Source organism: Arthrobacter sp. TJ-266 (genome assembly GCF_058269115.1).
In genome coordinates this window covers 723,192-747,760 of the sequence record NZ_JBZCNC010000001.1, presented here as the reverse complement: position 1 = coordinate 747,760, position 24,569 = coordinate 723,192, and the positions used below count along the sequence as shown (strand labels likewise).

26 protein-coding genes are annotated in these 24,569 nt (G+C 69.3%); 16 read left to right on the top strand and 10 right to left on the bottom strand.

Features of this window, described 5'->3' with window-relative positions:
• The first annotated feature begins 119 nt into the window (after positions 1–119).
• A complete protein-coding gene (locus AC4D12_RS03855; protein WP_490948553.1) occupies positions 120–857 on the top strand; it encodes an HAD family hydrolase in 738 nt (245 codons plus the stop codon).
• A 23-nt stretch (positions 858–880) separates the two neighbouring features.
• On the opposite strand, the gene AC4D12_RS03850 is transcribed toward AC4D12_RS03855, so the two are convergent.
• Together AC4D12_RS03850 and AC4D12_RS03845 are read right to left on the bottom strand one after the other, a co-directional pair.
• Complete coding sequence (locus AC4D12_RS03850; protein WP_490948551.1) at positions 881–1,174, bottom strand: DUF503 domain-containing protein; 294 nt, start codon at positions 1,172–1,174, stop codon at positions 881–883.
• Positions 1,175–1,224: 50 nt separating this feature from the next.
• Entirely contained in the window at positions 1,225–2,241 is a 1,017-nt protein-coding gene (locus AC4D12_RS03845; RefSeq protein ID WP_490948549.1) for a LacI family DNA-binding transcriptional regulator, read from the bottom strand.
• A 493-nt stretch (positions 2,242–2,734) separates the two neighbouring features.
• On the opposite strand from AC4D12_RS03845, the gene AC4D12_RS03840 reads away from it, so the two are divergent.
• The 5 genes from AC4D12_RS03840 to AC4D12_RS03820 all read left to right on the top strand — a co-directional run bounded on the left by AC4D12_RS03840 (position 2,735) and on the right by AC4D12_RS03820 (position 5,698).
• Positions 2,735–3,064, top strand: coding sequence for a hypothetical protein (locus tag AC4D12_RS03840; protein ID WP_490948547.1), 330 nt, complete (start codon positions 2,735–2,737; stop codon positions 3,062–3,064).
• Between the two features lie 92 nt (positions 3,065–3,156).
• Positions 3,157–3,645 (top strand): Cys-tRNA(Pro) deacylase, encoded by a 489-nt coding sequence (gene ybaK, locus AC4D12_RS03835; RefSeq protein WP_490948545.1) that lies wholly within the window; start codon positions 3,157–3,159, stop codon positions 3,643–3,645.
• 44 nt (positions 3,646–3,689) lie between these two features.
• Entirely contained in the window at positions 3,690–4,115 is a 426-nt protein-coding gene (locus AC4D12_RS03830) for a GNAT family N-acetyltransferase (protein WP_490948543.1), read from the top strand.
• Entirely contained in the window at positions 4,112–4,696 is a 585-nt protein-coding gene (locus AC4D12_RS03825; protein ID WP_490948541.1) for a GNAT family N-acetyltransferase, read from the top strand. Before AC4D12_RS03830 ends, AC4D12_RS03825 begins: the two co-directional genes overlap by 4 nt.
• 126 nt (positions 4,697–4,822) lie before the next feature.
• Positions 4,823–5,698, top strand: coding sequence for a DUF4394 domain-containing protein (locus tag AC4D12_RS03820; protein WP_490948539.1), 876 nt, complete (start codon positions 4,823–4,825; stop codon positions 5,696–5,698).
• 249 nt (positions 5,699–5,947) lie between these two features.
• Here AC4D12_RS03820 and AC4D12_RS03815 read toward each other — a convergent pair whose 3' ends face one another.
• Positions 5,948–6,787, bottom strand: coding sequence for a PhzF family phenazine biosynthesis protein (locus AC4D12_RS03815; protein WP_490948538.1), 840 nt, complete (start codon positions 6,785–6,787; stop codon positions 5,948–5,950).
• Positions 6,788–6,805: 18 nt separating this feature from the next.
• Positions 6,806–8,260: an APC family permease gene (locus AC4D12_RS03810; RefSeq protein WP_490948536.1), complete on the bottom strand. Its 1,455-nt coding sequence runs from the start codon at positions 8,258–8,260 to the stop codon at positions 6,806–6,808.
• Positions 8,261–8,510: 250 nt separating this feature from the next.
• Between AC4D12_RS03810 and AC4D12_RS03805 the strand changes: the two genes are divergently transcribed.
• The 6 genes from AC4D12_RS03805 (at position 8,511) to AC4D12_RS03780 (ending at position 14,823) form a co-directional block, all read left to right on the top strand.
• Entirely contained in the window at positions 8,511–8,957 is a 447-nt protein-coding gene (locus AC4D12_RS03805) for a VOC family protein (RefSeq protein ID WP_490948534.1), read from the top strand.
• The gene (locus tag AC4D12_RS03800) at positions 8,957–9,247 is read left to right on the top strand and encodes a DUF1905 domain-containing protein (protein ID WP_490948532.1); all 291 of its coding nucleotides are present in this window, start codon (positions 8,957–8,959) and stop codon (positions 9,245–9,247) included. Before AC4D12_RS03805 ends, AC4D12_RS03800 begins: the two co-directional genes overlap by 1 nt.
• Positions 9,248–9,471: 224 nt before the next feature.
• Positions 9,472–11,529, top strand: coding sequence for a beta-galactosidase (locus tag AC4D12_RS03795; RefSeq protein WP_490948530.1), 2,058 nt, complete (start codon positions 9,472–9,474; stop codon positions 11,527–11,529).
• A 5-nt stretch (positions 11,530–11,534) separates the two neighbouring features.
• Positions 11,535–12,464 carry a carbohydrate ABC transporter permease gene (locus AC4D12_RS03790; protein ID WP_490948528.1) on the top strand — a complete coding sequence of 310 codons (930 nt, stop codon included), beginning with the start codon at positions 11,535–11,537 and terminating at the stop codon, positions 12,462–12,464.
• A gap of 95 nt (positions 12,465–12,559) precedes the next feature.
• The gene (locus AC4D12_RS03785; protein ID WP_490948773.1) at positions 12,560–13,393 is read left to right on the top strand and encodes a carbohydrate ABC transporter permease; all 834 of its coding nucleotides are present in this window, start codon (positions 12,560–12,562) and stop codon (positions 13,391–13,393) included.
• Between the two features lie 89 nt (positions 13,394–13,482).
• Positions 13,483–14,823, top strand: a complete 1,341-nt coding sequence (locus tag AC4D12_RS03780) for an ABC transporter substrate-binding protein (RefSeq protein ID WP_490948526.1) — start codon at positions 13,483–13,485, stop codon at positions 14,821–14,823.
• A gap of 170 nt (positions 14,824–14,993) precedes the next feature.
• Here the strand turns inward: AC4D12_RS03780 and AC4D12_RS03775 are convergent, their stop codons facing one another.
• Complete coding sequence (locus tag AC4D12_RS03775) at positions 14,994–15,875, bottom strand: NAD-dependent epimerase/dehydratase family protein (protein ID WP_490948524.1); 882 nt, start codon at positions 15,873–15,875, stop codon at positions 14,994–14,996.
• A 202-nt stretch (positions 15,876–16,077) separates the two neighbouring features.
• Here AC4D12_RS03775 and AC4D12_RS03770 point away from each other — a divergent pair, with 202 nt between their 5' ends.
• Positions 16,078–16,677 (top strand): TetR/AcrR family transcriptional regulator, encoded by a 600-nt coding sequence (locus AC4D12_RS03770; RefSeq protein ID WP_490948522.1) that lies wholly within the window; start codon positions 16,078–16,080, stop codon positions 16,675–16,677.
• A gap of 102 nt (positions 16,678–16,779) precedes the next feature.
• On the opposite strand, the gene AC4D12_RS03765 is transcribed toward AC4D12_RS03770, so the two are convergent.
• Positions 16,780–17,424: a TetR/AcrR family transcriptional regulator gene (locus tag AC4D12_RS03765; protein ID WP_490948520.1), complete on the bottom strand. Its 645-nt coding sequence runs from the start codon at positions 17,422–17,424 to the stop codon at positions 16,780–16,782.
• Between the two features lie 92 nt (positions 17,425–17,516).
• Between AC4D12_RS03765 and AC4D12_RS03760 the strand changes: the two genes are divergently transcribed.
• A complete protein-coding gene (locus AC4D12_RS03760) occupies positions 17,517–18,236 on the top strand; it encodes an SDR family NAD(P)-dependent oxidoreductase (RefSeq protein ID WP_490948518.1) in 720 nt (239 codons plus the stop codon).
• 39 nt (positions 18,237–18,275) lie between these two features.
• On the opposite strand, the gene AC4D12_RS03755 is transcribed toward AC4D12_RS03760, so the two are convergent.
• Positions 18,276–19,274, bottom strand: coding sequence for a D-cysteine desulfhydrase family protein (locus tag AC4D12_RS03755; RefSeq protein WP_490948516.1), 999 nt, complete (start codon positions 19,272–19,274; stop codon positions 18,276–18,278).
• A gap of 215 nt (positions 19,275–19,489) precedes the next feature.
• On the opposite strand from AC4D12_RS03755, the gene AC4D12_RS03750 reads away from it, so the two are divergent.
• Positions 19,490–21,385 carry an alpha-amylase family protein gene (locus AC4D12_RS03750; RefSeq protein ID WP_490948514.1) on the top strand — a complete coding sequence of 632 codons (1,896 nt, stop codon included), beginning with the start codon at positions 19,490–19,492 and terminating at the stop codon, positions 21,383–21,385.
• Between the two features lie 99 nt (positions 21,386–21,484).
• On the opposite strand, the gene AC4D12_RS03745 is transcribed toward AC4D12_RS03750, so the two are convergent.
• The gene (locus AC4D12_RS03745) at positions 21,485–22,303 is read right to left on the bottom strand and encodes a shikimate 5-dehydrogenase (protein WP_490948512.1); all 819 of its coding nucleotides are present in this window, start codon (positions 22,301–22,303) and stop codon (positions 21,485–21,487) included.
• Positions 22,304–22,419: 116 nt separating this feature from the next.
• Here AC4D12_RS03745 and AC4D12_RS03740 point away from each other — a divergent pair, with 116 nt between their 5' ends.
• On the top strand, positions 22,420–23,559 hold the full coding sequence (locus tag AC4D12_RS03740; protein ID WP_490948772.1) for a glutamate--cysteine ligase: 1,140 nt from the start codon (positions 22,420–22,422) through the stop codon (positions 23,557–23,559).
• Positions 23,560–23,673: 114 nt separating this feature from the next.
• On the opposite strand, the gene AC4D12_RS03735 is transcribed toward AC4D12_RS03740, so the two are convergent.
• Entirely contained in the window at positions 23,674–23,916 is a 243-nt protein-coding gene (locus AC4D12_RS03735; RefSeq protein ID WP_490948510.1) for a hypothetical protein, read from the bottom strand.
• A gap of 120 nt (positions 23,917–24,036) precedes the next feature.
• The gene (locus AC4D12_RS03730; protein ID WP_490948508.1) at positions 24,037–24,558 is read right to left on the bottom strand and encodes an ATPase; all 522 of its coding nucleotides are present in this window, start codon (positions 24,556–24,558) and stop codon (positions 24,037–24,039) included.
• Positions 24,559–24,569: the final 11 nt, after the last annotated feature.

Here is a 24,569-nt window from a genome sequence, read left to right as displayed (position 1 = left end):
CGGCCTGACGCGCGGCATCCCACACTTCCCGTGCCGCCGCAAGGACGATGACGCGGACCGCACCGCCGTCCCCTGTTCCTAGGCTTGGGACGTACCCGGAACAGGCGGAGAGGACGACCATGACGGACGGCATCACGGACGGCACGACGAACGGTACCGAGGACTCCACCGCGGTGCGGCACGGGGTCCTCTTCGATGTGGACGGCACGCTCGTCGACTCGAACTACCAGCACACCCTCGCGTGGTGGCTCTCCTTCCGCCGCCTGGGTCACGACGTGCCGATGGCCGAGATCCACCGCGCCATCGGCATGGGCGGGGACAAGCTCGTGGCCCACGTGCTCGGCGAGGACCGCGACGCGTCCCAGGACGACGAGCTCGACACGGCGCACTCCGCGATCTTCTCCAGCCACTGGCCGGGCCTGCGTGCGTTCGACGGCGCCGCCGACCTCCTCCACCGCTGCGCCTCGGACGGACTCACCGTGGTGCTGGCTTCCTCGGCCTCGGGACGCGAGCTGGGCGTCCTCCGCGGGATCATCGGAGCCGATGACGCCATCACGGCCGCCACGAGTTCCTCGGACGCCGAGAACAGCAAGCCCTCCCCGGACATCCTGCGCGCCGCGCTCGACGCCGGTGGGCTCGAGGCCGCGAACGCCGTGTTCGTCGGCGACTCGATCTGGGACGTCGAGGCGGCGTCCGAACTCTCCATCCCCACGATCGGGCTGGCCTCGGGCGGAACGAGCGAGGCCGAACTCCGCGACGCCGGGGCCGTCGAGGTGCACAAGGACATCCGGGCCCTGCTGGCGGCCTACGACGACGGCGCGCTCCGCCGACTCACGGCGTCCGACGTGGGGGCCTGACGCGCGGGGGCGGGACCGCCCGCTCAGTCCTCGCTGTCGAGGATCCGGACCTTCGAGCTGAGGAGATCGATCTCGGGCCGCTCGGCGACGTACCTCTCCACGCGGTCGAGCACGTCCACCGCGTGCTGCCGGTCGCCGCTGACCACCCCGACCCCCACGGCCGCCCGACGGTGCAGGTCCTGGTGGCCCACCTCGGCCACGGAGGCGTCGAAGGAGCGGCGCACGTCCGCGACGAGCGGCCGCACCACGGACCGTTTGGCCTTGAGGGAGTGCACGTCGCCCAGGAGGATGTCGAACTCGATGAACCCGATCCACATGGTGATGATCCTTCCCTCGAGACCCGGGAGTACTGGGCGGTGCTTGGGGGCTAGGCGGAGTCCCGCCACACGACAGTGGTCTCCAGCACCTGCACCGGGCTCGGCAGGCCGCGGATCTGCGCCAGGACCAGCTCGGCGGCCGTGCTGCCCAGGAGGTCGGCGGGCTGCCTGACCGTCGAGAGCTGCGGGCGTGTCCGGAGCGCCCAGCTGCTGTCGTCGAACCCGACGATCCCGACGTCGTCCGGCACCTTGCGGCCCGATTCCTGCAGGGCGGTCATGGCCCCCGCGGCGACGGCGTCCGAGGCGGCGAAGACGCCGTCGAGCTCGGGGCTGCGGCGCAGGAGCTCCTGCATCCCCTCCAGGCCGGCCGCATACGTGTAGAGCGGGTACTCCACGACGAGTTCGGGGTCGAAGTGCTCGCCGAGGGCCTCGCGGAAGCCCCGGAAGCGGTCCTGCCCGGAGTCGCGGTCCATGGCGCAGGCGATCATCGCGATGCGGCGGCGGCCGGTCTCGACGAGGCGCTGTGTGATGGCCCGCGCCGCCGCCGTGTTGTCGATCGCGACGTAGGGAAGGTCCGGCGTCCCGGGTGGATGACCCACGAAGGCCGCAGGGACACCGATGTCCCTCACGGCGGACGCGATCGGGTCCGAGGCACGGGCGGAGACGATCACGGCGCCGTCCACGAGCCCTCCGCGCAGGTAGTCCGCCACGCGGCGACTGTCCCTGTCCGAATCGATGATGAGTGAGACGAGCTGGTAGTCCGCCTTCGAGAGCACCTCGTTGGCGCCGAGGAGGATGGACCCGATGTTGGGGTCCTCGAACAGGAGTGAATGGGGCTCGTGGATGATCAGCGCGATGGCCCGTGATTCCTGCGTGACGAGGTTCCGGGCTGCGGTGTTGCGCACGTAGCCCACGCGAGCGATCGCCTCCTCGACGGCGACTCGCGCTTCGTCGGACACGTACCGTTCGCCGTTGACCACGCGCGAAACGGTGCCCCGCGAGAGCCCTGCCTCGGTGGCCACGTCGTTGATGGTGGCCCGACGCTGACGGGTTCGGATCGAGGCCATACGTGTAGCGTAGCCGAGCCCCTGTGCGTCCCACCTGCGACGATGCCGCGCGGGAAAATCGACACCAGCCAACACCGTGGAACAGGCGTACTGTGGGAAACGGTTGTCTAGAAGAAGGCGGCTCTCGCAGGTTCCTCTCTTCGTCACCTCGCCGCACGGCCGGTGCACAGCAGTCGAGCCTCATCCCCGAACGGGGCCCGCTCCATGACCACGCAGGAAGCCCTTCTTCCCTCCCCTCCCGTACGACGCACCCGCATGCGTCCTGCCGCTCTCCCGTCCGCCGGTTCCACCCCGGCCTCCCGCGCGCCGTCGATCCCACCGGCTCGCCGCTCCTGGCTCCCGCGCGTCACCCGTCTTCTCGCCTGAACCACCCCTGAACCTCGCCGAACCATCCCCGGCAGGCACGACGCCGTCGCTCCCCCTCCGCCTCTCGCGGCGACAGCGCCGCCGATCCGCCCCGTAGCCGGTTCCCGCTCTGCAAAGGACTCCCGCCATGACGCAGCACCTCTCCACCTTCCTGCTCGACTGCACCACCGCCACCTCCGATGGATCGCTCACCACCCTCGACGAGTTCGAGGGCCTCTACGTGTACTGGTGCTCCCTCCACGACGAGGAGCCGCTCGAGACGCAGCTGGTCCTCGCGGCCCTGGAGCAGGACGACATCGCGTCGGTGACGCGCGACGGGATCGACTACGTGGAGGGGCTGCTGCTGACCGGCCCGGTGCTCAGGGAGTTCATCGTGTCCTGCGAGTTCACCGGAGCATGGGGCTCCGCCGACCTGCTGGAGCTCGACGTGCCCGCCCGGGCGTCCGTCGCGGGCTGACCGCACTGGTTGATCGTGCCGCCGGTCCTCGGATGGGACGCCACGAGGGTGCCCTGGTACCTGCGAGCGCCTGCTGGGAGTAGAAAGGCCTCATGGCCCGAACGCCCTCGCCCAGCACCCCCGCGATCCTCGCCCTCACCGCAGCGGGCGTCTCGTTCACGGCGCGGCCGTACGACCACCGTGAGGGCGTGTCCACGTACGGACTGGAAGCCGCGGCCGCTCTCGGCGTCGACCCGGATCGGGTGTTCAAGACGCTCATGACCACGGTTGACGGCGGGCTCGTCACCGCCGTGGTCCCCGTCTCCGGCAGCCTGGATCTCAAGGCACTCGCGCAGGCCCTCGGCGGCCGGAAGGCGCTCATGGCCGATCCCGCCCTCGCCCAACGGCGCACGGGGTACGTGCTCGGTGGCATCTCGCCGGTCGGGCAACGCCACCCCTCCCCCGTGGTGGTCGACGACACCGCCCTCACGCACGCGAGCATCTTCGTCTCCGGCGGACGGCGTGGGCTCGACCTCGAACTCGCGCCCGGCGATCTCATCACGGTGACTGCAGCACGCACCGCGCCGATCGCCGGTCCGTAGCGCCGTCCCCCCGACGGCGCCGCGACCCGCAGTACGGTGGGCTGGTGATCATCCTCGGCGACGTCCCTCCCCCGCTCGACGACGCGCTCGCCCTGTACCGGGCCGTGGGCTGGGCCGCGTACACGCGGGACCCCGCGCGCCTCGAGAGGAGCATCGCCGGCTCGCACCTCGTCCTCACGGCCCGGGACGACGACGGCGGGGAGCTCCTCGGTCTCGCCAGGACCGTCTCCGACGGCGAGTCGATCTGCTACCTGCAGGACACCCTCGTCGCTCCGACGGCGCAGCGACGCGGGATCGGGCGCGCCCTCGTGCAGGAGGTGAAGGAACGGTATCGCCACTGCATGTTCCTCGCCCTGACCACCGACGCCGCAGGGACGCCGGACGCTGCGGCCTCCCACCCGTTCTACCGGTCCCTCGGCTTCAGCGAGCACGGCGACCTCCGGCTGGCGGCCTTCGGGCTCCGGCCGTGAGCAGCCCCGAGCCCGTCCCGCTGCCACCCTGGCCGGTCGAGGCGCCCCGGTACGGCACCGTGGTGCTGCGGCAGTTCGGCGAGCAGGACATCGCGATGGTGCGGGAGCTGTCCACGGACCCGTACGTGCCGCTCGTCGGAACCCTGCAGGCCCACTGCGACGACGACGGTGCGCGGGCGTACATCGAGCGCCAGCACGCACGCCACGCTGACGGCACGGGCTTCTCCTTCGCCGTCCACGACCGGGACTCGGACCGCGGTCTCGGGATGATCGGCCTGTGGCTCCGCGACCGCGCGCACGGGCGAGCCCAGGCGGGCTACGCCGTCGTGCCCTCCGCGCGGGGCCGGTCCGTGGGCACGGAGGCGCTCCGCGCGCTCGTCCCGTTCGCCTGGAGCTTCCCGGCCCTGCACCGACTGGAGGTGCACATCGAGCCGTGGAACATCGCGTCCGTGACGGTCGCCACGAGGGCGGGCTTCGCCTACGAAGGGCTCCTCCGCAGCTATATGGAGCTGGGCGGCTCGCGGCGTGATCTGGCCTCCTACGCCCTGGTCCGCGAGACCTCGGCACCGCCGGCCGGCTGACGGGGCGGGAACACGCCGGCGAACAGGAACAGATCCTGACGAGCGGTGAACGCCACGCCACCTCGCCGCGTATACCCCTGCCGAGTCGTCCGATATCCGGAGACCGGCAATCCTCAGGAGAACACCATGAAGAAGACCTTGAAGCTGGGCGTCGCAGCGATCGCCGTGACCTCCGTGATGGCCGTGGCGCCCATCGCCACCACCGTCCTGACCGCTGCCCCTGCCGTGGCCGACAGCGGATCGCAGGGCAAGGACAAGCTGCGCGTCGTCGGGCTCGCCGACGCCGGCACCACGCTGGTGCAGTTCGACACCACGAAGGCCGGCAAGGTCAAGGGCGGTGTCGCGGTGAGCGGCCTGACCGGCGGCGACACCCGCCTCATCGGCATCGACTACCGCGTGCAGGACGGCAACCTCTACGGCGTCGGCAACAACGCCGCGAGCGCCGGCGTCTACGTGATCGACGCCGACACCGGCGTCGCCACGCAGGTGACGAGGCTCACGCTGGCACTCAACGGCACCACGTTCGGCGTGGACTTCAACCCCGCCGCGAACGCCCTGCGCGTCGTCAGCGACACCGGCCAGAACCTGCGCCAGCCCTTCGCCACCGCCGGTGCAGCCACCGTGTCCGACGGCGCGCTCAGCTACGCGGCACCTGCTGTCGCCGCGGGCATCAACGGAGCGGCCTACACGAACAACGACCTCGACCCCGCCACGGGCACCACGCTGTTCGATCTCGACGCAGCCCTCGACCAGGTGGCCCTCCAGTCGCCCGCCAACGCCGGATCGCTCGTCGCCACGGGCAAGTTCGGCGTGGACGCCGCAGGCGACACCGGCTTCGACATCTATTCGACCCTCCAGAACGGCAGCACGGTCGATTCCGTCGGCTTCGCAGTCATCAACGGGTCGCTCTACTCGGTGGACCTGCTCAACGGCAAGGTCACCCCGCTCGGCACCATCGGCGCGTCGGTCACCGACCTCGCGCTCCCGCTGACCCAGCGCTGATCCTTCCCTGATCGGGTCGCCCGACCAGGAATCCGCACGCCGACCGGCCGGCGCTCCCTCGGGGGCGTCGGCCGGTGTCGTTCCGCCCGGGGCGTCGGCCTCGTCCCACTGCGCGAGCCGGAAGGCAGGCATCGTTCCGCTCGGGCCCGGCCTCGTCCCACTGCACGACCCGCAGCAGTGGGAATGCTCCATTCCTCCCACTGCTCGTGCTCATGTAGTGGGAGGAAGCCCTCGCGGACGGGCCGCCGGCTACGCGGTGATCGGCACCGCGCCGCCCGAGACGGTGATCCCGCCCGCCGCGGGAATACCGACGGAGATCACCGACGGCCTGCCGACGTCGGCCCCCTGATGCACCGTGATGATCGCGGGCGGCATCACCTCGCCCCGATGCCTGAGGTAAGCACCCAGCGATGCTGCCGCCGAGCCCGTCGCCGGGTCCTCGCGGACGCCACCGGGTGGGAACGGGTTGCGCGCGTCGAACAGGTCGGCGCCGAGGCGGTGGACGACAGCCACGGTGGCGCCCCATCCGTTGTCAGCCATCAGGGACCTGAGCGCGTCGTAATGGTAGTCCAGCGCACGGAGCACGCCGTTCCCGCGCACCGGGACGATCGGGTGGACGTTCCCGGCGAACGCGAGCATCACCGGGAGCTCCGGCGCGAGGTCCGCCTCATCCAGCCGCAGGTGCTGCAGCAGCAGCGTGCGGGCAGCGGGCTCGATGGGCCTGACCCACGGCTCGACGGTCACGAGCGACGCGATCAGCCGGCCGCCGTCGTCCTGCCGCGTGGTCACGTCGATGTCGCCGACCGGCGTGGACAAGAGCAGCGGCCCGGCGCCGTCCTGCTCGGCGAGTGCGACGGCGGTGGCGATGGTCGCGTGCCCGCAGAACGGGATCTCGGCCTCCGGGGCGAAGTACCGGACGGTCGCGCTCCCGGGTGACCGGGCGGAGACGAAGGCACTCTCGGCGTACCCGAGATCGGCGGCGATGAGCTGCATGGCGGGGGCGTCGAGCGCATCGGCGTCCAGCACCACACCCGCCGGGTTGCCGCCGGCGGGGGAATCGGTGAACGCGGCGTAGCGGAGGATCTGCATGTCGGGTCGGTCCGCCGGTCAGTCGGCGGTGACGCTCGGGTCACCCACGGGCGTGTCGGTGCGGCGGTTGATGAGCCAGGTGACGAGCCAGAGGGCCACGCCGATGGCCATGAGGCCGCCCGCGATCTGGTACTGCACGACGTCGCGCCCCACCCACGGACCGGCGAGGAAGGCGCAGAGGAGCGCTGCGATGAGCGGCAGCGGACCGGGCGAGGTGAAGAAGACCTTGCGGTGGGGGTCCCGCTTGCGCCGCAGGACGAGGCACGCGACATTGACCACCGTGAAGACGCAGAGGAGCAGGAAGGCCGTGGTGCCCGAGAGGTTGGCCACGATGTTGCTGTCCGGATCGCTGGTCACGAAGAGGATCAGGCCGAGCGCCAGCACCGTGGAGAAGAGGATGCCGGCCCAGGGCGTGCAGCGCACGGGCAACACCTTGCCGAGCGCGCGGGGCAGCACGTCCTGGCGGACCATCCCGTAGATGAGCCGGCTCGCCATGAGCATGTTGATCAGGGCGGTGTTCGCCACGGCGAAGACGGCGAGGAACGGGAAGACGCGGTCGATCGGGAAGTCCGGCGAGCCCGCCCGCACCACCTCGAGCAACGCTGCACCCTCCGATTCACGGATGCCCTCGAGCTCCGTGGGGCTGAGCACGGTGACCACGGAGACGGCCACGAGCATGTAGAAGATCACGGCGATCCCGAGCCCGGTGAGCATGGTGCGGGGGAAGATCCGCTCTGGTTCGCGGGTCTCCTCGACCATGTTCACGGAGTCCTCGAAGCCCACCATGGCGAAGAAGGCGATGGACGTGGCCGCCGTGACGGCGAGGAAGAGCCCCTTGTCCTGGGAGTCGGTGAACACGAAGATCTCGCCGAGGTTGCCGCGGCCCTGAGCCATCACGAAGAACCCGACGCCGATCACGATGCAGAGGGCGGCCACCTCGATCAGGGTGAGCACCACGTTGAACTTGACGCTCTCCCCCACGCCCCGGAGGTTGATGAGCGCGAGCAGCAGCATGAAGCCGAGCGCTACGGCGGTGATGACGCCCTGGCCGGGCATGTCCAGCCACCCGTTGACCTCGAGGCCGCCGAAGAAGTTCTGCGCCAGCACGTTGGCGGACGTCGCGGCGCTGGTGATGCCCGAGCAGACGACGGCGAACGCCACCAGGAACGTGACGAAGTGGATGCCGAAGGCCTTGTGCGCGTACAGCGCCGCACCGGCGGCCTGCGGGTACTGCGTCACGAGTTCGAGGTAGGAGAACGCGGTCATGGTGGCGACGACGAACGCGAGCAGGAACGGCAGCCAGACGATGCCACCGACGGTTCCGGCCATGGTGCCGGTCACCGCGTAGACGCCGGCGCCGAGGATGTCCCCCACGATGAACAGCAGGAGCAGCTTCGGCCCGAGGACCCGTTTGAGCTCGGGCTGTGCGGTCTCGGTCGTGGACTCGGGGACGTGCCCTGCAGAGGTGCTCATGTTCGACCTTCCGTCGGCTGTGCACCTCACTGTGGTGCCTGTCCGCGCGGCGTGCAAGGGATTCCTTCGCGGACGTCTTCTCCTGCCCACCCCCGGCGCAACTCCCCCGCGGCGGGACGCGTTCCCGCGGTCCGGAGTGATTGCGTCCGTGTCCCTGCCCGGCCGATGATTTTCCCGGCGGCACTGCGTCCAACAGGTACAAGGGGCCCGGACGGGCCCCGTCAGCACCGCCACGAACAGGAGCACGCTCATGCCCACGAATGTCTTCATCAACCTGCCGGTTCGCGATCTCGCCGCCTCGAAGGAGTTCTACACGAGTTTAGGCTGGACGCTTGACCCCGCCTTCTCGAACGACGACGCCGGTGCCGTCACCATCAGTGACACGATCCACGTGATGATCCTGACCCACCAGCACTGGTCGCAGTTCACGGACAAGCCGGTCGCGGACACCGCCGCCACGTCCGCGACGATCAACGCCATCAGCGTGGACACCTCGGACGAGGTCGACGCCGTGGTGGACCACGCTGTCGCAGCCGGTGCCGTGGAGGGCAAGCGCCAGGACCTCGGCTTCATGCGCTCACGGGCATTCGCCGACCCCGACGGCCACGCGTGGGAGATCATGTGGATGGACCCGATCGCGCAGACGGGCGACTGGGAGGCCGTGCAGGCGAAATACGGCGAGCAGCAGCCGGCCTGATGACCGACGACCGCACCGGCCGACCGCTGGACGCCGTCTTCGAGGTCGCCATCCGGAAGGACGGCGCCTTCCCCACCTACCTCGAACTGCCGGGCTCCGACGAGCTCCTCGGCACGCGCCGCGCTGCGAAGATCGCCGGGACCATCGACGGCCACGCCTTCGCGGCCACCCTGATGCCGTCCGGCACGGGCCCGCACTGGCTCCCGCTGCGGGCCGCGATCTGCCGGGACATCGGGAAGTCCGAGTCCGGCGAGGAGGTCGTCGTCCACCTGCAGCAGCGCTTCAGCTGACCAGCCACCCGGGAGGCGTCCTCGGACATCTCCCGGGCGGTCGACGGGGATTGACGGCGCCCGGTGAACCGGGGCTTTGACAGGTAAGTGTGACCGTAGTTACTCTGGGAGCGTTCACAGATTCTCGATGGAGAGCCAAGCCACCCCTATGTGGGAGCGTTCACAGGACGCGCGGTTCTCCTCGGCCCTGCCGGAGGATCGCATCGCCGCATGAGGAGCCGAGTTTGGTACGCGCAACCACCGTCGCAGGACTGTCCGGGAACGGGCAGCTCGTGTACGGGTGTGACTACAACCCCGAGCAGTGGGACGCGTCCGTCTGGCTCGAGGACGTCCGCCTGATGAAGGACGCCGGGGTGAACCTCGTGGCCGTCAACATCTTCGGCTGGGCCGAACTGGAACCCGAGCAGGGCGTCTTCCGGTTCGAGACCCTCGACGCCGTCATGGACCTCCTCGCCGAGCACGGGATCGGCGTCAACCTCGGCACCGGGACCTCCTCCACACCGGCCTGGCTGACCAGCGCGCACCCCGAGGTGCTTCCCCGCGCAGCGGACGGGACCGCCCGATGGCCCGGCGGCCGCCAGGCCTTCTGCCCCAGCTCGCCGATCTACCGCGAGCGCGCCCTCGCCCTGGTGGAGCAGGTCGCCACCCGCTACGGCGCCCACGCGGCGCTGCGCCTCTGGCACGTCTCCAACGAACTCGGCTGCCACAACTCGCTGTGCTACTGCGACGTCTCGGCGGAGGCCTTCCGCAGGTGGCTCCGCACCCGCTACACCTCGTTGGACGCCCTCAACGACGCCTGGGGCACGGCCTTCTGGAGCCAGCGCTACTCCGCCTGGGAGCAGATCCTGCCGCCGCGACTCACGCTCTCCGCCACGAACCCCACGCAGACGCTCGACTTCAACCGGTTCAGCTCCGACGAACTCCTGGCGCACTACCGGGCCGAGGAGAGCGTGCTCCGCCGGAACAGCGCCGCTCCGGTCACCACGAACTTCATGGTCGCCGCGCACATCCGCAACCAGGACTACTGGGCCTGGGCACCGGAGATGGACGTCATCGCGAACGACCACTACCTCGACCACCGCCTGGACACACCTCTCGCCGAGCTCGCCTTCGCGGCCGACACCACCCGCGGGCTCGCCCAGGGCGCGCCGTGGCTGCTCATGGAGCACTCCACCGGCGCGGTGAACTGGCAGCCCCGCAACATCGCCAAGGGCCCGGGCGAGATGCTCCGCAACTCCCTCACGCACCTCGCCCGCGGCGCCGACGGCCTCTGCTTCTTCCAGTGGCGCGCGTCCCTGCAGGGCAGCGAGAAGTTCCACTCCGCGATGCTCCCCCACGCGGGGACCGACTCGCGGATCTGGCGCGACGTCGTCGAGCTCGGTTCCTCGCTCACGAAGCTCGCCGAGATCGCCGGGACCACCGTGCAGGCGGAGGTCGCGCTCGTCTTCAGCTGGGAGGCGTGGTGGGCGCACGACCAGGAATCGCACCCCTCGGGCGACGTCCGCTACATCGAGCAGGTGCACGCGGCCTACACCGCCCTGTGGCAGGCCGGGCTCACGGTCGACGTCGTGGCACCCGGTGCCGACCTCTCCGCCTACAAGCTCGCGGTGATCCCCAACCTGTACCTGGTGCGGGACGAGCACGCGGACGTCGTCGAGCGCTTCGTCCGGGGTGGCGGCACCGCGTTCATCACGTTCTTCAGCGGGATCGTCGACGAGAACGAGAGGGTACGCCCCGGCGGCTACCCCGGCGCGTTCCGCGACCTGCTCGGGATCCGCTCGGAGGAATTCTTCCCCCTGGACCCTACGCACCCGCTCCCCCTCGACAACGGGTCGCTCGGCTCCCTGTGGTCCGAGGCCATCCGCCTCACCACTGCCGAGGTGATGCTGAGCTTCGCCGGCGGGCACCTCACCGGGCAGCCCGCCGTCACCCGGCACCGTACGGGTGCCGGTGAGGCCTGGTACGCCGGCACCGTGCTCGACGCCGGCGTGCTCAAGGACCTCCTGCTCCGCGCCGCGGTCACCGCGGGCGTGCAGCTGTCCGAGGAGCAGGCCGGGCTCGAGACCGTCAGGCGCCGGGGCGAGCTCCACGACTACGTGTTCCTGATCAACCACTCCTCCGAGGACCGCAAGTACCGCATCAGCGGGCTGGAGCTGCTGACCACCGAAGCCGTGGCCGACGTCGCCGTCGTCCCCGCGGGCGCGGTCCGCGTCATCCGCACCGATCGTGCCTCCCGAGGCACGCGGACCACCGACGGCTCACCCACCAGTCGAAAGGACTAGAGGACATGTCAGCCCTCAGCACCCCGGCCGCAGCGGCACAGGCGCCGCCGGCCACCCGGAAGAACCGGTCGTCGGGAGCGCAACGCCGCGCCGTCGCCCTCTTCATCGCCCCGTTCGCCGTCCTCTTCCTCGCGTTCTACGCGGTGCCGATCGTCTACGCGATCGTGCAGTCGCTGCTCACGGTGGAGCGCGAGGGCACGTTCGGCCCGCCGCGGCAGGTATTCGGTGGCCTGGTGCAGTACCAGCAGGTGTTCCAGAACACCGCGTTCTGGGAGTCCGTGGGGCGCGTGCTGCTCTTCGGCGCGGTGCAGGTGCCGGTGATGCTCGGCCTCGCCCTGCTGTTCGCGCTCCTCCTCGACTCCCCGCTGCTGAAGGGCAAGAAGTTCTTCCGGCTCGCGTTCTTCGCCCCGTACGCCGTGCCCGGCGTCATCGCGGCGATCATGTGGGGGTTCCTCTACTCGCCCTCGCTCTCCCCCTTCGGCGCCGTGACCTCGAACATCGACTTCCTGTCCGGGAACCTCGTGCTGTGGGCCATCGCGAACATCGTGACCTGGGTGTACGTCGGCTACAACATGCTGATCATCTACTCCTCCCTCCTCGCCATCCCCACCGAGATCTACGAGGCGGCACGGCTCGACGGCGCCAGCAACCTCCAGATCGCCTGGCGCATCAAGATCCCCCTCGTGATCCCGGCGATCATCCTCACGGCGGTCTTCTCGATCATCGGGACCCTGCAACTGCTGGCCGAGCCGCAGACCCTGCGCAGCTTCAGCTCCGCGATCAACAGCACGTTCACCCCGAACCTCGCCGTCTACACCACGGCCTCCGTACCGAACTACAACCTCGCCGCGGCGTTCTCGGTGGTCCTGGCGCTGGCGACGTTCATCCTCTCCTTCGTCTTCCTGAAGTCCACCCAGCGGAAGGTCACCCAGTGACGGCAGCCCCAGCCACCGCCCCCAAGCGCCAGCGCGGCGGGAGCACGACGGCGCACAACGCATCCCCGAGCCCCCGCGGTCCGCGCCAGAGCATCATGTCGCGGAGTGCGGCGATGCTCATCATGGGCGTCTTCACGCTCTACTTCCTCACCCCGATCTGGTGGCTCCTCACCACGTCCACGAAGACCGGCGGCGAGATCACCTCCACCGCGCCGCTCTGGTTCACCCCGAACGCGGTGGGCACGTTCTTCGACAACCTCGGCCGCCTCTTCTCCTACGGCGACGGACTCTTCGGGCGTTGGCTCCTGAACTCCGCGCTCTACGCGGGCGTCGGAGCGCTGATCGGCACCGTCATCGCCGCCATGTGCGGGTACGCGCTGGCCAAGTACGAGTTCCGCGGGCGTGAGGCGATCTTCAACATCGTGCTCAGCGGCGTGCTCGTCCCCGCGACCGCCCTGGCCCTCCCCCTGTTCCTGATCTTCAGCCAGGTGGAGCTCACCAACACCATGTGGGCCGTGTTCCTGCCGAGCCTCGTGAGCCCGTTCGGCGTGTACCTCGCCAGGATCTACGCCGCGGCGAGTGTGCCCGGCGAACTGCTCGAGGCCGCGCGTCTCGACGGCTCGGGCGAGATCCGTACGTTCTTCACGGTGTCCACGCGCCTCATGGCCCCGGCGCTCGTGACGATCTTCCTCTTCCAGTTCGTGGCCATCTGGAACAACTTCTTCCTGCCGCTGATCATGCTGCGGGACCAGGCCCTGTTCCCCGTGACCCTCGGCCTCTACGCCTGGAACAGCCAGATCAGCCAGATCCCCGAACTGCGCTCCCTCGTGATCGTGGGCGCTCTCGTCTCGATCCTCCCGCTGATCCTCGCGTTCCTCGCACTCCAGCGGTTCTGGAGCAGCGGCCTCGGAGCCGGCGGCGTCAAGTAACCCGTTCCGCGGGTTCCCCCACACCATCACCCCAGGTCCCGGAGCGTCCGCTCCGGGACCGCATCACTCGATCGACGATAGGAAAGACAATGCGCGCGCATTACGGAAAAGTCACCGCGGCCTTTGCCATGATCTCTGCGCTGACTCTCTCCGGCTGCTCAGCCGGCGGAGACAGCTCAGGAATAGCAGGAGGAGCCGAAGCAGCACCCTGCGAGGCGTCGGAAGGACCCGTCACCCTCGAATTCACCACGTGGGTCCCGGGCATGGACAAGGTCGTCGAGCTCTGGAACGCCGAGAACCCCGACATCCAGGTCAACGTGCAGACCGGCCCCAACGGAAACTCCGGCACGTACCAGAACTTCTTCAACCAGATCCAGGCGGGCAACGCCCCGGACCTCGGCCAGATCGAGTACGACGCCCTCCCGAACTTCCGCGTGCAGGACGGCCTGGAGAACATCGCCGGCTGCGAGGGCGTGGCCGACGCCCAGGACCAGTTCGTGGACTGGACCTGGGGCCAGGTGACCTTCGGCGAGGAGGGCTCCGTCTACGCTGTGCCGCAGGACAGCGGCCCCATGGCCATGTACTACCGCGCCGACCTCTTCGAGGCCGCCGGCATCGAGGTGCCCACCACGTGGGAGGAATACGCCGCCGCCGCCGAGCAGATCAAGGCGCAGGGCTCCTACATCACCAACTTCCCGAAGTCCGACGTCAACTGGTTCGCCGGCATGGTCTGGCAGAACGGCGGCCAGTGGTTCGCGAACGACGGCGAGAACTGGAACGTCAACCTCACCAGCCCCGAGTCCGAGGAGGTCGCCACCTACTGGCAGGACCTCCTGTCCCAGGATCTCGTCTCCACCCTGCCGTCCTTCTCGGACGAGTGGAACGCCTCCTTCAACGAGGGCCAGCAGTGGACCTGGGTGTCCGCCGTCTGGGGTGCGACGACGCTCTCGACCGGCGCACCGGACACGGCCGGCAAGTGGGCCGTGGCCCCGATGCCGCAGTGGGAGGACGGCGGCGAGACCGCCGGTAACTGGGGCGGCTCGTCCACCGCAGTACTGAAGGGTTCGGAGCACCCGGCCGAGGCAGCGAAGTTCGCGCTCTGGCTGAACACCGACCCCGAGGCCCTCGCGCTCGCCAATGAGCTCGGCGGCCTGTACCCGGCGGCGAAGTCGGCCACCGAGCTCGAGGCCTTCGCGGGCGGCGTGGAGTACTACGGCGGACAGCAGATCTACGACGTCTTCGCCGAGGCCTCCGCGAACGTGAACCCCGACTTCACCTGGGGACCCACCATGACGCAGACCTACACCGACGTCTCCGACGGTTTCGGTGCGGCGATCGGCGGCTCCGGCACGCTGAACGACGCCCTCGCCTCCGGTCAGCAGAAGACGATCGACTCCCTGAAGTCGCAGTCCATCCCCGTCTCCGAGTAAGCACTACCCTCGCCGTGGCGCCGCGTCCCTCCAGGGGCGCGGCGCTTCGTCGTTCCCAGCAGATCCTGGCTGGAAGTCACCTCGGAATCCGGCGCCATGGGCGAGTCCGCCGACCTCCGCGATGGTGGTCTGGGGCAGCGGCCCGACGAGGCGGGCCGCTGCCACCGGTCTCAGGACGTGTAGTACCCGGCCTCGAGGTCGTCGAGCAGCGTCGGGCCAGTCGGCTCCCAGGCGACGAGGCGCCGGGTTCTGGCGTTGGAGGCGGGCTGGTCGCCGCCGATCAGGGCACCGAACATGCCGAGTTGCTCCGGGTCGACGGCCGAGGCTGTCAGGCCGGTCTTCCTCGCGATGACGTCGGCGACGTCGCGCATGGCCACCCCCTCCTCGCCGACGGCGTGCAGCACGGCCCCGGCGGGCGCCGTCTCCAGCGCAATGCGGAAGAGCCGGCCGGCGTCGCTGATGTGCACCGCGGGCCATCGGTTCGATCCGTCCCCGACGTAGGCGGCGGTTCCCAGCTGACGGTCGAGCCCGACCAGCATCGCGATGAGCCCGTTGTGGTCCCCCTCTCCATGGACGGTGCGCGGCATCCGCACGAGACCGGAGCGGATGCCGCGCTCCGCCAACACCAGTACGGCCCTCGCCGTGCGGGAGCGCGCGCCGGCCGGTCCCGTGGGATCGAGCTCGTCCTCCTCGGTGGCGAGTTGCCCGAGGCTCGTCGGAGTGCCGGAAGCCGCGAAGAAGGCTTTCCCCGTACCGTCCAACGCCGATCCGATTCGCTCGAGGAGGCGTACCTCGTTGTCGACGGCCGCGTCGAACGCGGTGAAGTCCAGGGTGAAGGCGAGATGCGCGGTGGCGTCCGCGTCCGCCACCTCCGCGACCAACAGGTCGTGATCGCTCATGTCGCCCATGACTGGCGTGACGCCGACACGACGCACCTTCTCGGCCGAGGCCTCCGATCGGACGAGCCCGCGGACCTCGTGTCCTGCCGCAACGAGTTCGGCGGTGAGGGCTGTTCCGATCCACCCGGATGCTCCGGTGACGAATACGCGCATGTGATCGCTCCTGTCCATGACGGCCACCGCGCTCTGCGATGACCTGACCGAGCCCCTCTAGTGATGTGACTCAGGCACATGACACTACACCTGATGTTACTGAGTAACATCACTCATCGCCGCACCTTCCGCGACTTGCTCGTTCGTGGCCGAGTGCCCGCCTGCAGGGGGCGAAGCCCGATCCCATCACTAGACTCGAGGTATGGCTCGATGGGAACCGGACACACGTGGGAGGCTGCTGCACGCCGCGGTGGAGCTCTTCACCGAGCACGGGTATGACTCCACGACCGCGGCGCAGATCGCTGATCGCGCCAACGTGACCCGCACGACACTGTTCCGCCACTTCGCCGACAAGCGGGAGATTCTCTTCCAAGGTCAGGAGGAGTTGGTCACCCTTGCCGTGGAGGGCGTGGAGGCGGCATCACCGGGCAGCACACCGTTCGAGGTCCTTGCAGCAGGCATCCTGCCCCTCTGCGCGGTCCACACCGAAGACAGGCGACAGGTCCGTCAGCAGCTTGCTGCCATCATCCCGGCGAGCCCCGAGCTGCAGGAACGAGCAGCGTCCAAGCGATCCGCGATCACGGATGCGCTCCATGTCGCCGTCACTGCACGACTCGGCGATGCGCGTCAGGCAGGTGTACTCGCGGATGCCGGGATCCGCGCATACTACGACGGCTACGCCGCCTGGATCGACTCCGCCGAACAGGATCTACTGATCGATCGCGTCGGCGCCGAGCTCGCGGCTGTCGAGTCCGCCCTCGTTCGCCTGGCCGTCTCGGCACTGGCCGCGTCGGACACCTGACCGCGGCCGCCGTCGCCAGCCTGAGTCGACACGACCGACTTCAGGGACCTGCAGCCCCCACGGCAGGGCTCCAACCCCTGTGGTTGGCGGAAGTGACCCCTTCTACTCCCTCGTGAGGTGCAGGGCGGCGAGCACGACGTCGTCGATCACGGAGACGAAGAAGTCCCGGTGTGCGGGCTGACGGCCGGCATGCAGATGATGGGTACTCATCGCCGGAATGACATCGGCCAGGAGGGGGATGTGCGCGACGAACTTCGCGGGGATCTCGCCCCTGTCCGCCGCCCGGTACAAGATGCGCCGATACACCTCGACGTACGGTTCCGTGACCTCGGTTCGGACGACACCCGCGAGCTTCTCCGAGCTCCGCGTGGCCGAGGTGAGACCCGCGAAGATCGCCATGCGCCGGTCCGGACCGCCGAGCCAGGAGGAATCGACGACCGCGAGCAGATCCGCTCGAAGGAATCCCAGATCCGGTAGCCCATCGATCTCAGGGGGTCGTCCGACGGAGCGGATCGCGGCCAGGACGAGCTCTTCCTTCGTCGCCCATCTCCGGTACAGCGTTGTCTTGGCCTTACCGGTGAGGACCGCCACCTCATCCAGGGTGACCTTCTCATAGCCCTTCGCGGCGAGAAGGTCCAGCGTGCTCGCCAGTATCAGCCCATCACGTGAGTGGTCGGACGGGCGGCCCGTCCGCTGACGTCGCGTGGCCGCCCTGCCGGCAACGGGGGCTACGTCGGGGGTCTTCACCTCCACGACGATACTCCGGGCGTCACTACTTACGCTACCGCGGAGTATCGTAAGTAGTGAGCACAACCTACGCTCAGAGCCAAGGAGCAGCAGTGGACATCAAGGACTCAGTCATCATCGTCACCGGCGCATCGTCGGGAATCGGCGCCGCGACCGCACGGGCCGCAGCACGGGCCGGAGCACGGCTGGTGCTGGCTGCTCGGCGCGAGGATCGGATCAACGAGCTGGCCGACGAGCTCGGAGGAACGATTGCCGTGCGTTGCGACGTCACTGATCAGGGACAGGTTGATCTGCTCCTGCAGAGGGCTCTCGACGAGTTCGGGCGGATCGACGTCCTCGTCAACAACGCGGGTCAGGGTTTACAGGCACTGACCGAGCAGATCGGGCTCGACGATTTTCGTTCCGTGCTCGAACTCAACCTCTTAGCGCCCCTGGCGATGATGCAGGCGGTGCTCCCGACCATGCGTCGCCAAGAGGCCGGCAGGATCGTCAACATCAGTTCCGGGACGACGTTCGCAGACGTGCCAGGAACGGGTGCATACGTCGCGTCCAAGATCGCACTCGAACGGCTGTCTGCGATAGCCCGCACCGAACTCGACGGCACAGGCATCACCGTGTCGACGATGATCCCGTCCGCCACCAGCACCGAATTTCTCACCTCGATCCGGGCAGGCCGCGCTGACGCCGAGGCGATGACGGCAGGAGCAACATTCGACACACCGGAGCAGGTTGCCGACGCGATCCTGCAGCTGATCAGAAGCGGTGCACCCCGAATGGACTTGGTACCCGCTGCTTACGGCGGATCCCGCTAAGAAAGCAAACCGCTTGAGGGCGTGCCAGACGCCCTGCGGTCAGGCGTGGGACGGCTCGTCGCTGAGCTCGATAATGCGGTCGAGGGCCTCCTGGTGTCCCAGCAGACCCGGGAGACCTCCCGTATGCCAGAAGACCGTCCGGTGCCCGCGTCGGATCTCCCCGTGGGCGACGGCGCGAACGAGGCCCGCCATGGCCCTCGCCGTGTACGTCGGGTCGAGAACCAAGCCCTCGGTGCGCGCAGCAAGCTGCAGGGCATGCAGGACCTCGTCCGTGACGGATCCGTAGCCGGGACCCAGCAGGGTCCGGTCGATCTGGATGGCCGTCGTCTCCTGTGGTCGGGCAGCGAGCTCGGACGCCATCCGGGCGACGGCGGACGCCGGGTCGGCCATGGCGCCCGTGTCGACGCCGAGTACACGGTCCGCACCGAGGGCGACGACGAGGCCCGCCATCGTGCCCCCGGAACCGACGGCCACGACCACGCGCTCCACCGAGGGGTCCTGCCGGAGGAGCTCGGTGCCGGCGTCCCGGTAGCCGGTTGCTCCCAGAGCGTTGGAACCGCCGAACGGGATGACCGCTGGAGCGCGGCCCTCGTCTGCCAGCGCTGACGCGACGTCCGCTGCGCGTGCTGCGAGCTCCTCGTCCGTCACATCACCACACCAGTGGACGGTGGCTCCGAGCAGCGCGTCCAGGGCGATGTTGCCCCTGGGCTCCGGGCTTCCGGTCAGGACCAGCACCACGTCGATGCCGAGTTTCGCACCGGCGGCAGCAGTGAGCCGGGCGTGGTTGCTCTGAGCAGCACCTGTGGTGACGAGGACGTCCGCACCCTGCGCGAGGGCCGTGCCGGCAGTCCACTCGAGCTTGCGCACCTTGTTCCCGCCCCCGCCCAACCCGGAGAGGTCGTCATGCTTGATCCAGAGGTCGCCGGGGTCCAGGCCGAGAGCCGAGGCGAGCCGTGGTGCCGGCTCGAGGGGCGTCGGCCACGAGCCGAGATGCGCCCTGACGGGCAGTACTTCCCTCTGGTGCGTCGTACCGGGCATGTCGTCCTCTCCTTCCGCTCCCCCTTCACGCGAGTGAGGGTGTCCGGGCGCATCGGAAGCGCCTCGAAGCCATTATCACCACGTGCAGGCTCGACGTGACAGCCGCCCTACGGAACTGCACGGACGCCCGAACGGCCTCGCTGAGACCCGTCGTGCGGACCTCCGGCGCCGGGGGTGCAGGGCTGGCACCACCGACCCTGCCCTAGGCTGGACGGATGAGTTCCACACCCCTGCCCGAGGACCGCATCCGCGCAGCGGTGCAGTCGGCCCGGCTCGGAAGCACGACCGACGCCGACTGGCAGTCCTTCGAGGCACGCTTCGACACCGAGTTCCCCCGATTGCAAGCGCTCTTCCACCGCATCTACGGGCCGGAGGCGGACGTCGAACTGCTCGACGTGGTGCGTGACGCCGCAGTCTCCTGGCAGCAGCGGCCCGAGGACCTCAAAACGATCGACGCCGCCCGCGCCATGGCTCCCGACTGGTTCCAGTCCAACAGGATGCTCGGCGGGGTCTGCTACGTGGACCTCTACGCCGGTGACCTCGCCGGACTCCGCGCGCGCATCCCCTCCTTCCGCGAGCTGGGGCTCACCTACCTGCACCTGATGCCCCTGTTCCGCGCTCCCGAGGAGAACTCCGACGGCGGGTATGCCGTCTCCAGTTACCGTGACGTTAACCCGGAGCTCGGGACCATGCAGGAGCTCGCGGACCTCGCGCGGGAGCTGCGTAGCGAGGGCATAGCCCTCGTGGTGGATTTCATCTTCAACCACACGTCCAACGAGCACGAGTGGGCGCAGAAGGCGATCGCCGATGATCCGGCATACCGTGACTTCTACTGGATCTACCCGGACCGCGAGATGCCCGACGCCTACGAGCAGACCGTCCGGGAGATCTTCCCCGACGACCACCCCGGCTCCTTCGTGCAGCTCGATGACGGCCGGTGGATCTGGGCTACGTTCTACTCCTTCCAGTGGGACCTCAACTACCGGAACCCGCGGGTGTTCCGCGCCATGGCCGGGGAGATGCTGTACCTCGCGAACCAGGGCGTGGACATCGTGCGCATGGACGCCGTCGCCTTCATCTGGAAGCAGCTCGGCACGGCCTGCGAATCCCTGCCCGAGGCCCACCTGCTCCTGCAGGCGTTCAACGCCGTGTGCCGGCTGGCCGCGCCATCGCTGCTGTTCAAGTCGGAGGCGATCGTCCACCCGGACGAGGTGATCCAGTACATCGGTCCGGGCGAGTGCCAGCTGAGCTACAACCCGCTCCAGATGGCGCTGATCTGGAATTCACTCGCCACGCGCGAGGTGGGGCTGCTCGCGCAGGCCCTCGAGCGGCGGCACCAGATCCCCGAGGGCACGGCCTGGGTCAACTACGTGCGTAGCCACGACGACATCGGCTGGACCTTCTCCGACGAGGACGCCGCCGAACTCGGCATCGACGGGCACGGGCACCGCCGCTTCCTCAACGCGTTCTACGTGAACCGCTTCCCGGACAGCTTCGCGCGCGGCGTCCCCTTCCAGGACAACCCGCGCACCGGTGACTGCCGCATCTCGGGCACGACGGCGTCGCTCGCCGGGCTGGAGGCGGGCGATCCGGCCGCGGTGGCGCGCATCCTCCTCGCCCACTCGATCATCCTCAGCACTGGTGGCATCCCGCTGCTGTACCTCGGGGACGAGGTGGGACAGCTCAACGACTACTCCTACCTCGAGGACCCTGCGAAGGCCGAGGACAGCCGCTGGGTGGGCCGCCCGGCCCGGCCCGCGGACCGCTACGCGTCCCGGCACGACCCCGCGACGGACGCGGGCGCCATCTTCACGAACCTCTCGCACCTCATCGAGGTACGACGCCGGACGCCGGAGTTCACGGGCGTCCGGCTGGTGCCGTTCCACACGAACAACCCGCACGTGCTCGGCTACCAGCGCCCCGGGACGCTCGACGGCGAACCGTCCACCGTGGTGGTCCTCGCGAACGTCGCGGACACCTCGCAGCGCGTGACGCCCGAGACCCTCTCGGGCCTCCCGCACACGGCACGGGAACTCGTCCGCGACGAGACCGTATTCCTCGGCGCGGGCCTGCAGCTCGAGCCGCACGGCATCCGGTGGCTGCGGGTCTGACGGACGCTCGCCTGGATCCGGACGGGAACCGGCACCCTGAACGGATCGGCCCTGTGGACGGGGACCGGAACCCTGAACGGAACCGGCAACCGACCGCCGTCAGGCCTGGCTGCGCGAGAACTCCCCCGCCGCCCGCACCTGCTCCGGCGTGGGCCGCACACCGGTGTAGAGGACGAACTGCTCCTCCGCCTGCAGCGCCACCACCTCGGCGCCCGTGATCACGGGCTTCCCGGCGCTGCGCGCGGCGAGGATCAGCGGCGTCTCGGACGGTGAGGCGACGACGTCGAACACCACCTGCGCCGCCGCGATGGCGGGTGCGGGGAACGCGACCACGTCGGCGTCGTCACCGATCATGCCGAGCGGCGTGACGTTGAGGAGGAGATCGGCGGTGGTGGTGCCGACGTCGTCCTGCCAGGCGAACCCGTAGAGGTCCGCGAGCGCGCGGCCCGTGCGCTCGTTGCGCGCCACGATCGTCACGCGGGTGAAGCCGGAATCACGAAGGGCCGCTGCGACGGCCTTGGCCATGCCGCCCGAACCGCGCACGAGGACCGAGTGGGTCGTGGGGACGCGGTGCTCGCGCAGAAGCCGCTCGATCGCGAGGTAGTCGGTGTTGAAAGCGGTGAGCACGCCGTCGTCGTTCACGATGGTGTTGACGGAATCGATGGCCTTCGCCGACGGATCGAGGTGGTCCACGAGCGCGATGACGTCCTCCTTGAAGGGCATCGACACGGCGCAGCCGCGGATGCCGAGCCCGCGGAGGCCCGCGATGGCGGAGGGCAGGTCCGTGGTGGTGAACGCCTTGTAGATGTAGTTCAGCCCCAACTCCTCGTAGAGGTAGTTGTGGAAGCGCGTGCCGATGTTGCTCGGGCGCGCGGCGAGGGAGATGCAGAGGGTCATGTCCTTGTTGAGAATCGGCACGCGCCCATCATTCCAGCAAGACGACGCACGGGCGGGGACCGGCGGGCCAGCACCTTACGATGGGGACGCGCCTCGCGTCCGTGGAGGCCGTGCCGTCGGATCCCCAGGAGCAGCCAGTGACCATCGACTTCGCGCAGTCAGCCCAGTCGACCCTCGGCGTCGAGTGGGAACTGGCGCTCGTGGACCGGTACAACGGCGAGCTGGTGTCCGTGGCGGACCAGGTGCTGCGCGGCGTGAGCGCCAACCACCCCGAACTGCAGGACGACGACGAGCACCCGCACATCAAGCAGGAGCTGCTCCTCAACACGGTGGAGCTCGTGACGGGCATCTGCACCACCGTGGAGGAGGCGAAGGCGGACCTCTCGCGTTCGCTCGCGGCGGTCCGCGAGGTCACCGATCCCATGGGCGTGGAGCTGTTCTGTGCGGGCTCACACCCGTTCAGCGCGCCCCGCTCGCAGCAGGTCACGGACCGGGAGCGGTACGCGAAGCTCATCGACCGGACGCAGTGGTGGGGCCGGCAGATGGTGATCTACGGCGTGCACGTGCACGTGGGCCTCGACCACCGCGATAAGGCGCTGCCCGTGGTGGACGGACTGACGAACTACTTCCCGCACTTCCAGGCGCTCTCGGCGTCGTCGCCGTTCTGGGGCGGTGAGGACACCGGGTACGCCTCGCAGCGCGCACTGATGTTCCAGCAACTGCCCACCGCGGGGCTCCCCTTCCACTTCGATGACTGGGCCGGCTACGAGTCCTACGTCCAGGACATGTTCACCACCGGGGTGATCGACTCCGTCAGCGAGATCCGGTGGGACATCCGGCCCGTGGGCAACCTCGGGACGGTGGAGATGCGGGTGTGCGACGGGTTGTCCACGCTGCAGGACGTCGGCGCGGTCGCCGCGCTCACCCAGTGCCTCGTCCACGAGTTCTCGACGGCGCTCGACGCCGGCCACACCATCCCCACCATGCAGCCCTGGCACGTCCAGGAGAACAAATGGCGCGCCGCCCGGTACGGGCTCGACGCGATCATCATCCTTGACGCCGCCGGCACCGAGCGCCTCGTGACCGATCACCTACTGGACGTGCTCGACCGGCTCGAGCCGATCGCCCGGACCCTCGGCTGCAGCGCGGAACTCGCCGACGTCGAGGGGATCCTGCAGCGCGGTGCCGGCTACCAGCGGCAACGGCGCATCGCCGAGGAGAACGACGGCGATCTACGAGCAGTCGTGCTCGACATGGTGCAGCAGCTGCGCGCCTAGCGGTCCGGATCGGAGCCGGCGGGAGCCGGTCCAGGAGCACGACGTCAGCTCAGCAGGCTCGCGTCCCTGACTCGACCTTGATCAGACGTCGATCCGCCGTCGATCGAACCTCGGTCAGCGGGAGCCGCCCGTGAAGCGGTCGTCCCCGGCCGGGGAGTCCGCCGAACCCTCGAGGCCGAGGTTGCCGGCGAGGGTCTGGACGGCGGGACCGGCGTCGGGCACGGCCTGGTTCGCGATGAGGTCCACTTCGTCGGCGGCGGTGAGACCGCCCTCCTGGCTCTGGGCGACGTCCGTCGGATCGATGCCCTCGGTGCTGCCGAGGTCCTTCAGGTGATGGTTCTCCGTGGGTTGGTCCATGGATCGAGCGTAGGTGCCTTCCGCCGGCCGCGCGGGTCGGGGCGGGCTACGAGGCCACCTTGCGTGGGAGCCGGTCCGGAGCCAGCGGAATGCACCGTTCCCCCTCGGGACGGCGGTTGCTCATGCCCAGCCCGTGAGGTCGAGCAGCCGTTCGGCAACCGCCGCCGGGTCGAGGTGGTCCGTGTCCACGCGATGCACGGAGGCCGGCGCATCGGCATCGAGCCGGACCTGCATCGCCCTGCCGCGAGCTTCCGACGTCGGGTCCGGAGTGCCGTGGTTCCTCGCGCTGAGGCGGGCCCGGACAGGGTCATCGCTGCCGCGCAGCAACACGGCGGTCACCAGCGGATCGTCGCCCATCGCCGTAACCAGCTCGGGGAGCGTGAGGACGGCCGCCGTGTTCGTGTAGATGAGCCTCCTGTAGCCCAGCGACCGGTACCCGGCCCACATGAACGCCAGGTTCCGTTCCGTGAGCGCCGCGCTGGGGTGCGCCAGGTGCGGCGCCGGATGCGCGAGATCGAGGTAGTCACCCTCGATCACCGCGTGGTCGACGTCGCGCTCGATCAGGAGCTCGTGCAGCGTCAGTGCGGCGGTGGACTTGCCAACGCCCGACCGGCCGCCGAGGAAAAGCACGTGGGACCGCATCGGGCCACTGT

What these genes read in the sequence shown, in the direction of transcription:
- AC4D12_RS03840 (WP_490948547.1), top strand. Translation starts at nt 2,735, where the DNA reads ATGACGCAGCACCTCTCCACCTTCCTGCTCGACTGCACCACCGCCACC.
- AC4D12_RS03780 (WP_490948526.1), top strand. Translation starts at nt 13,483, where the DNA reads ATGCGCGCGCATTACGGAAAAGTCACCGCGGCCTTTGCCATGATCTCT.
- AC4D12_RS03815 (WP_490948538.1), bottom strand. Translation starts at nt 6,787, where the DNA reads ATGCAGATCCTCCGCTACGCCGCGTTCACCGATTCCCCCGCCGGCGGC.
- AC4D12_RS03775 (WP_490948524.1), bottom strand. Translation starts at nt 15,875, where the DNA reads ATGCGCGTATTCGTCACCGGAGCATCCGGGTGGATCGGAACAGCCCTC.
- AC4D12_RS03800 (WP_490948532.1), top strand. Translation starts at nt 8,957, where the DNA reads ATGACCGACGACCGCACCGGCCGACCGCTGGACGCCGTCTTCGAGGTC.
- AC4D12_RS03855 (WP_490948553.1), top strand. Translation starts at nt 120, where the DNA reads ATGACGGACGGCATCACGGACGGCACGACGAACGGTACCGAGGACTCC.
- AC4D12_RS03770 (WP_490948522.1), top strand. Translation starts at nt 16,078, where the DNA reads ATGGCTCGATGGGAACCGGACACACGTGGGAGGCTGCTGCACGCCGCG.
- AC4D12_RS03785 (WP_490948773.1), top strand. Translation starts at nt 12,560, where the DNA reads ATGTCGCGGAGTGCGGCGATGCTCATCATGGGCGTCTTCACGCTCTAC.
- AC4D12_RS03790 (WP_490948528.1), top strand. Translation starts at nt 11,535, where the DNA reads ATGTCAGCCCTCAGCACCCCGGCCGCAGCGGCACAGGCGCCGCCGGCC.
- AC4D12_RS03805 (WP_490948534.1), top strand. Translation starts at nt 8,511, where the DNA reads ATGCCCACGAATGTCTTCATCAACCTGCCGGTTCGCGATCTCGCCGCC.
- AC4D12_RS03850 (WP_490948551.1), bottom strand. Translation starts at nt 1,174, where the DNA reads ATGTGGATCGGGTTCATCGAGTTCGACATCCTCCTGGGCGACGTGCAC.
- AC4D12_RS03810 (WP_490948536.1), bottom strand. Translation starts at nt 8,260, where the DNA reads ATGAGCACCTCTGCAGGGCACGTCCCCGAGTCCACGACCGAGACCGCA.
- AC4D12_RS03735 (WP_490948510.1), bottom strand. Translation starts at nt 23,916, where the DNA reads ATGGACCAACCCACGGAGAACCATCACCTGAAGGACCTCGGCAGCACC.
- AC4D12_RS03845 (WP_490948549.1), bottom strand. Translation starts at nt 2,241, where the DNA reads ATGGCCTCGATCCGAACCCGTCAGCGTCGGGCCACCATCAACGACGTG.
- AC4D12_RS03730 (WP_490948508.1), bottom strand. Translation starts at nt 24,558, where the DNA reads ATGCGGTCCCACGTGCTTTTCCTCGGCGGCCGGTCGGGCGTTGGCAAG.
- AC4D12_RS03820 (WP_490948539.1), top strand. Translation starts at nt 4,823, where the DNA reads ATGAAGAAGACCTTGAAGCTGGGCGTCGCAGCGATCGCCGTGACCTCC.
- AC4D12_RS03750 (WP_490948514.1), top strand. Translation starts at nt 19,490, where the DNA reads ATGAGTTCCACACCCCTGCCCGAGGACCGCATCCGCGCAGCGGTGCAG.
- ybaK (WP_490948545.1), top strand. Translation starts at nt 3,157, where the DNA reads ATGGCCCGAACGCCCTCGCCCAGCACCCCCGCGATCCTCGCCCTCACC.
- AC4D12_RS03755 (WP_490948516.1), bottom strand. Translation starts at nt 19,274, where the DNA reads ATGCCCGGTACGACGCACCAGAGGGAAGTACTGCCCGTCAGGGCGCAT.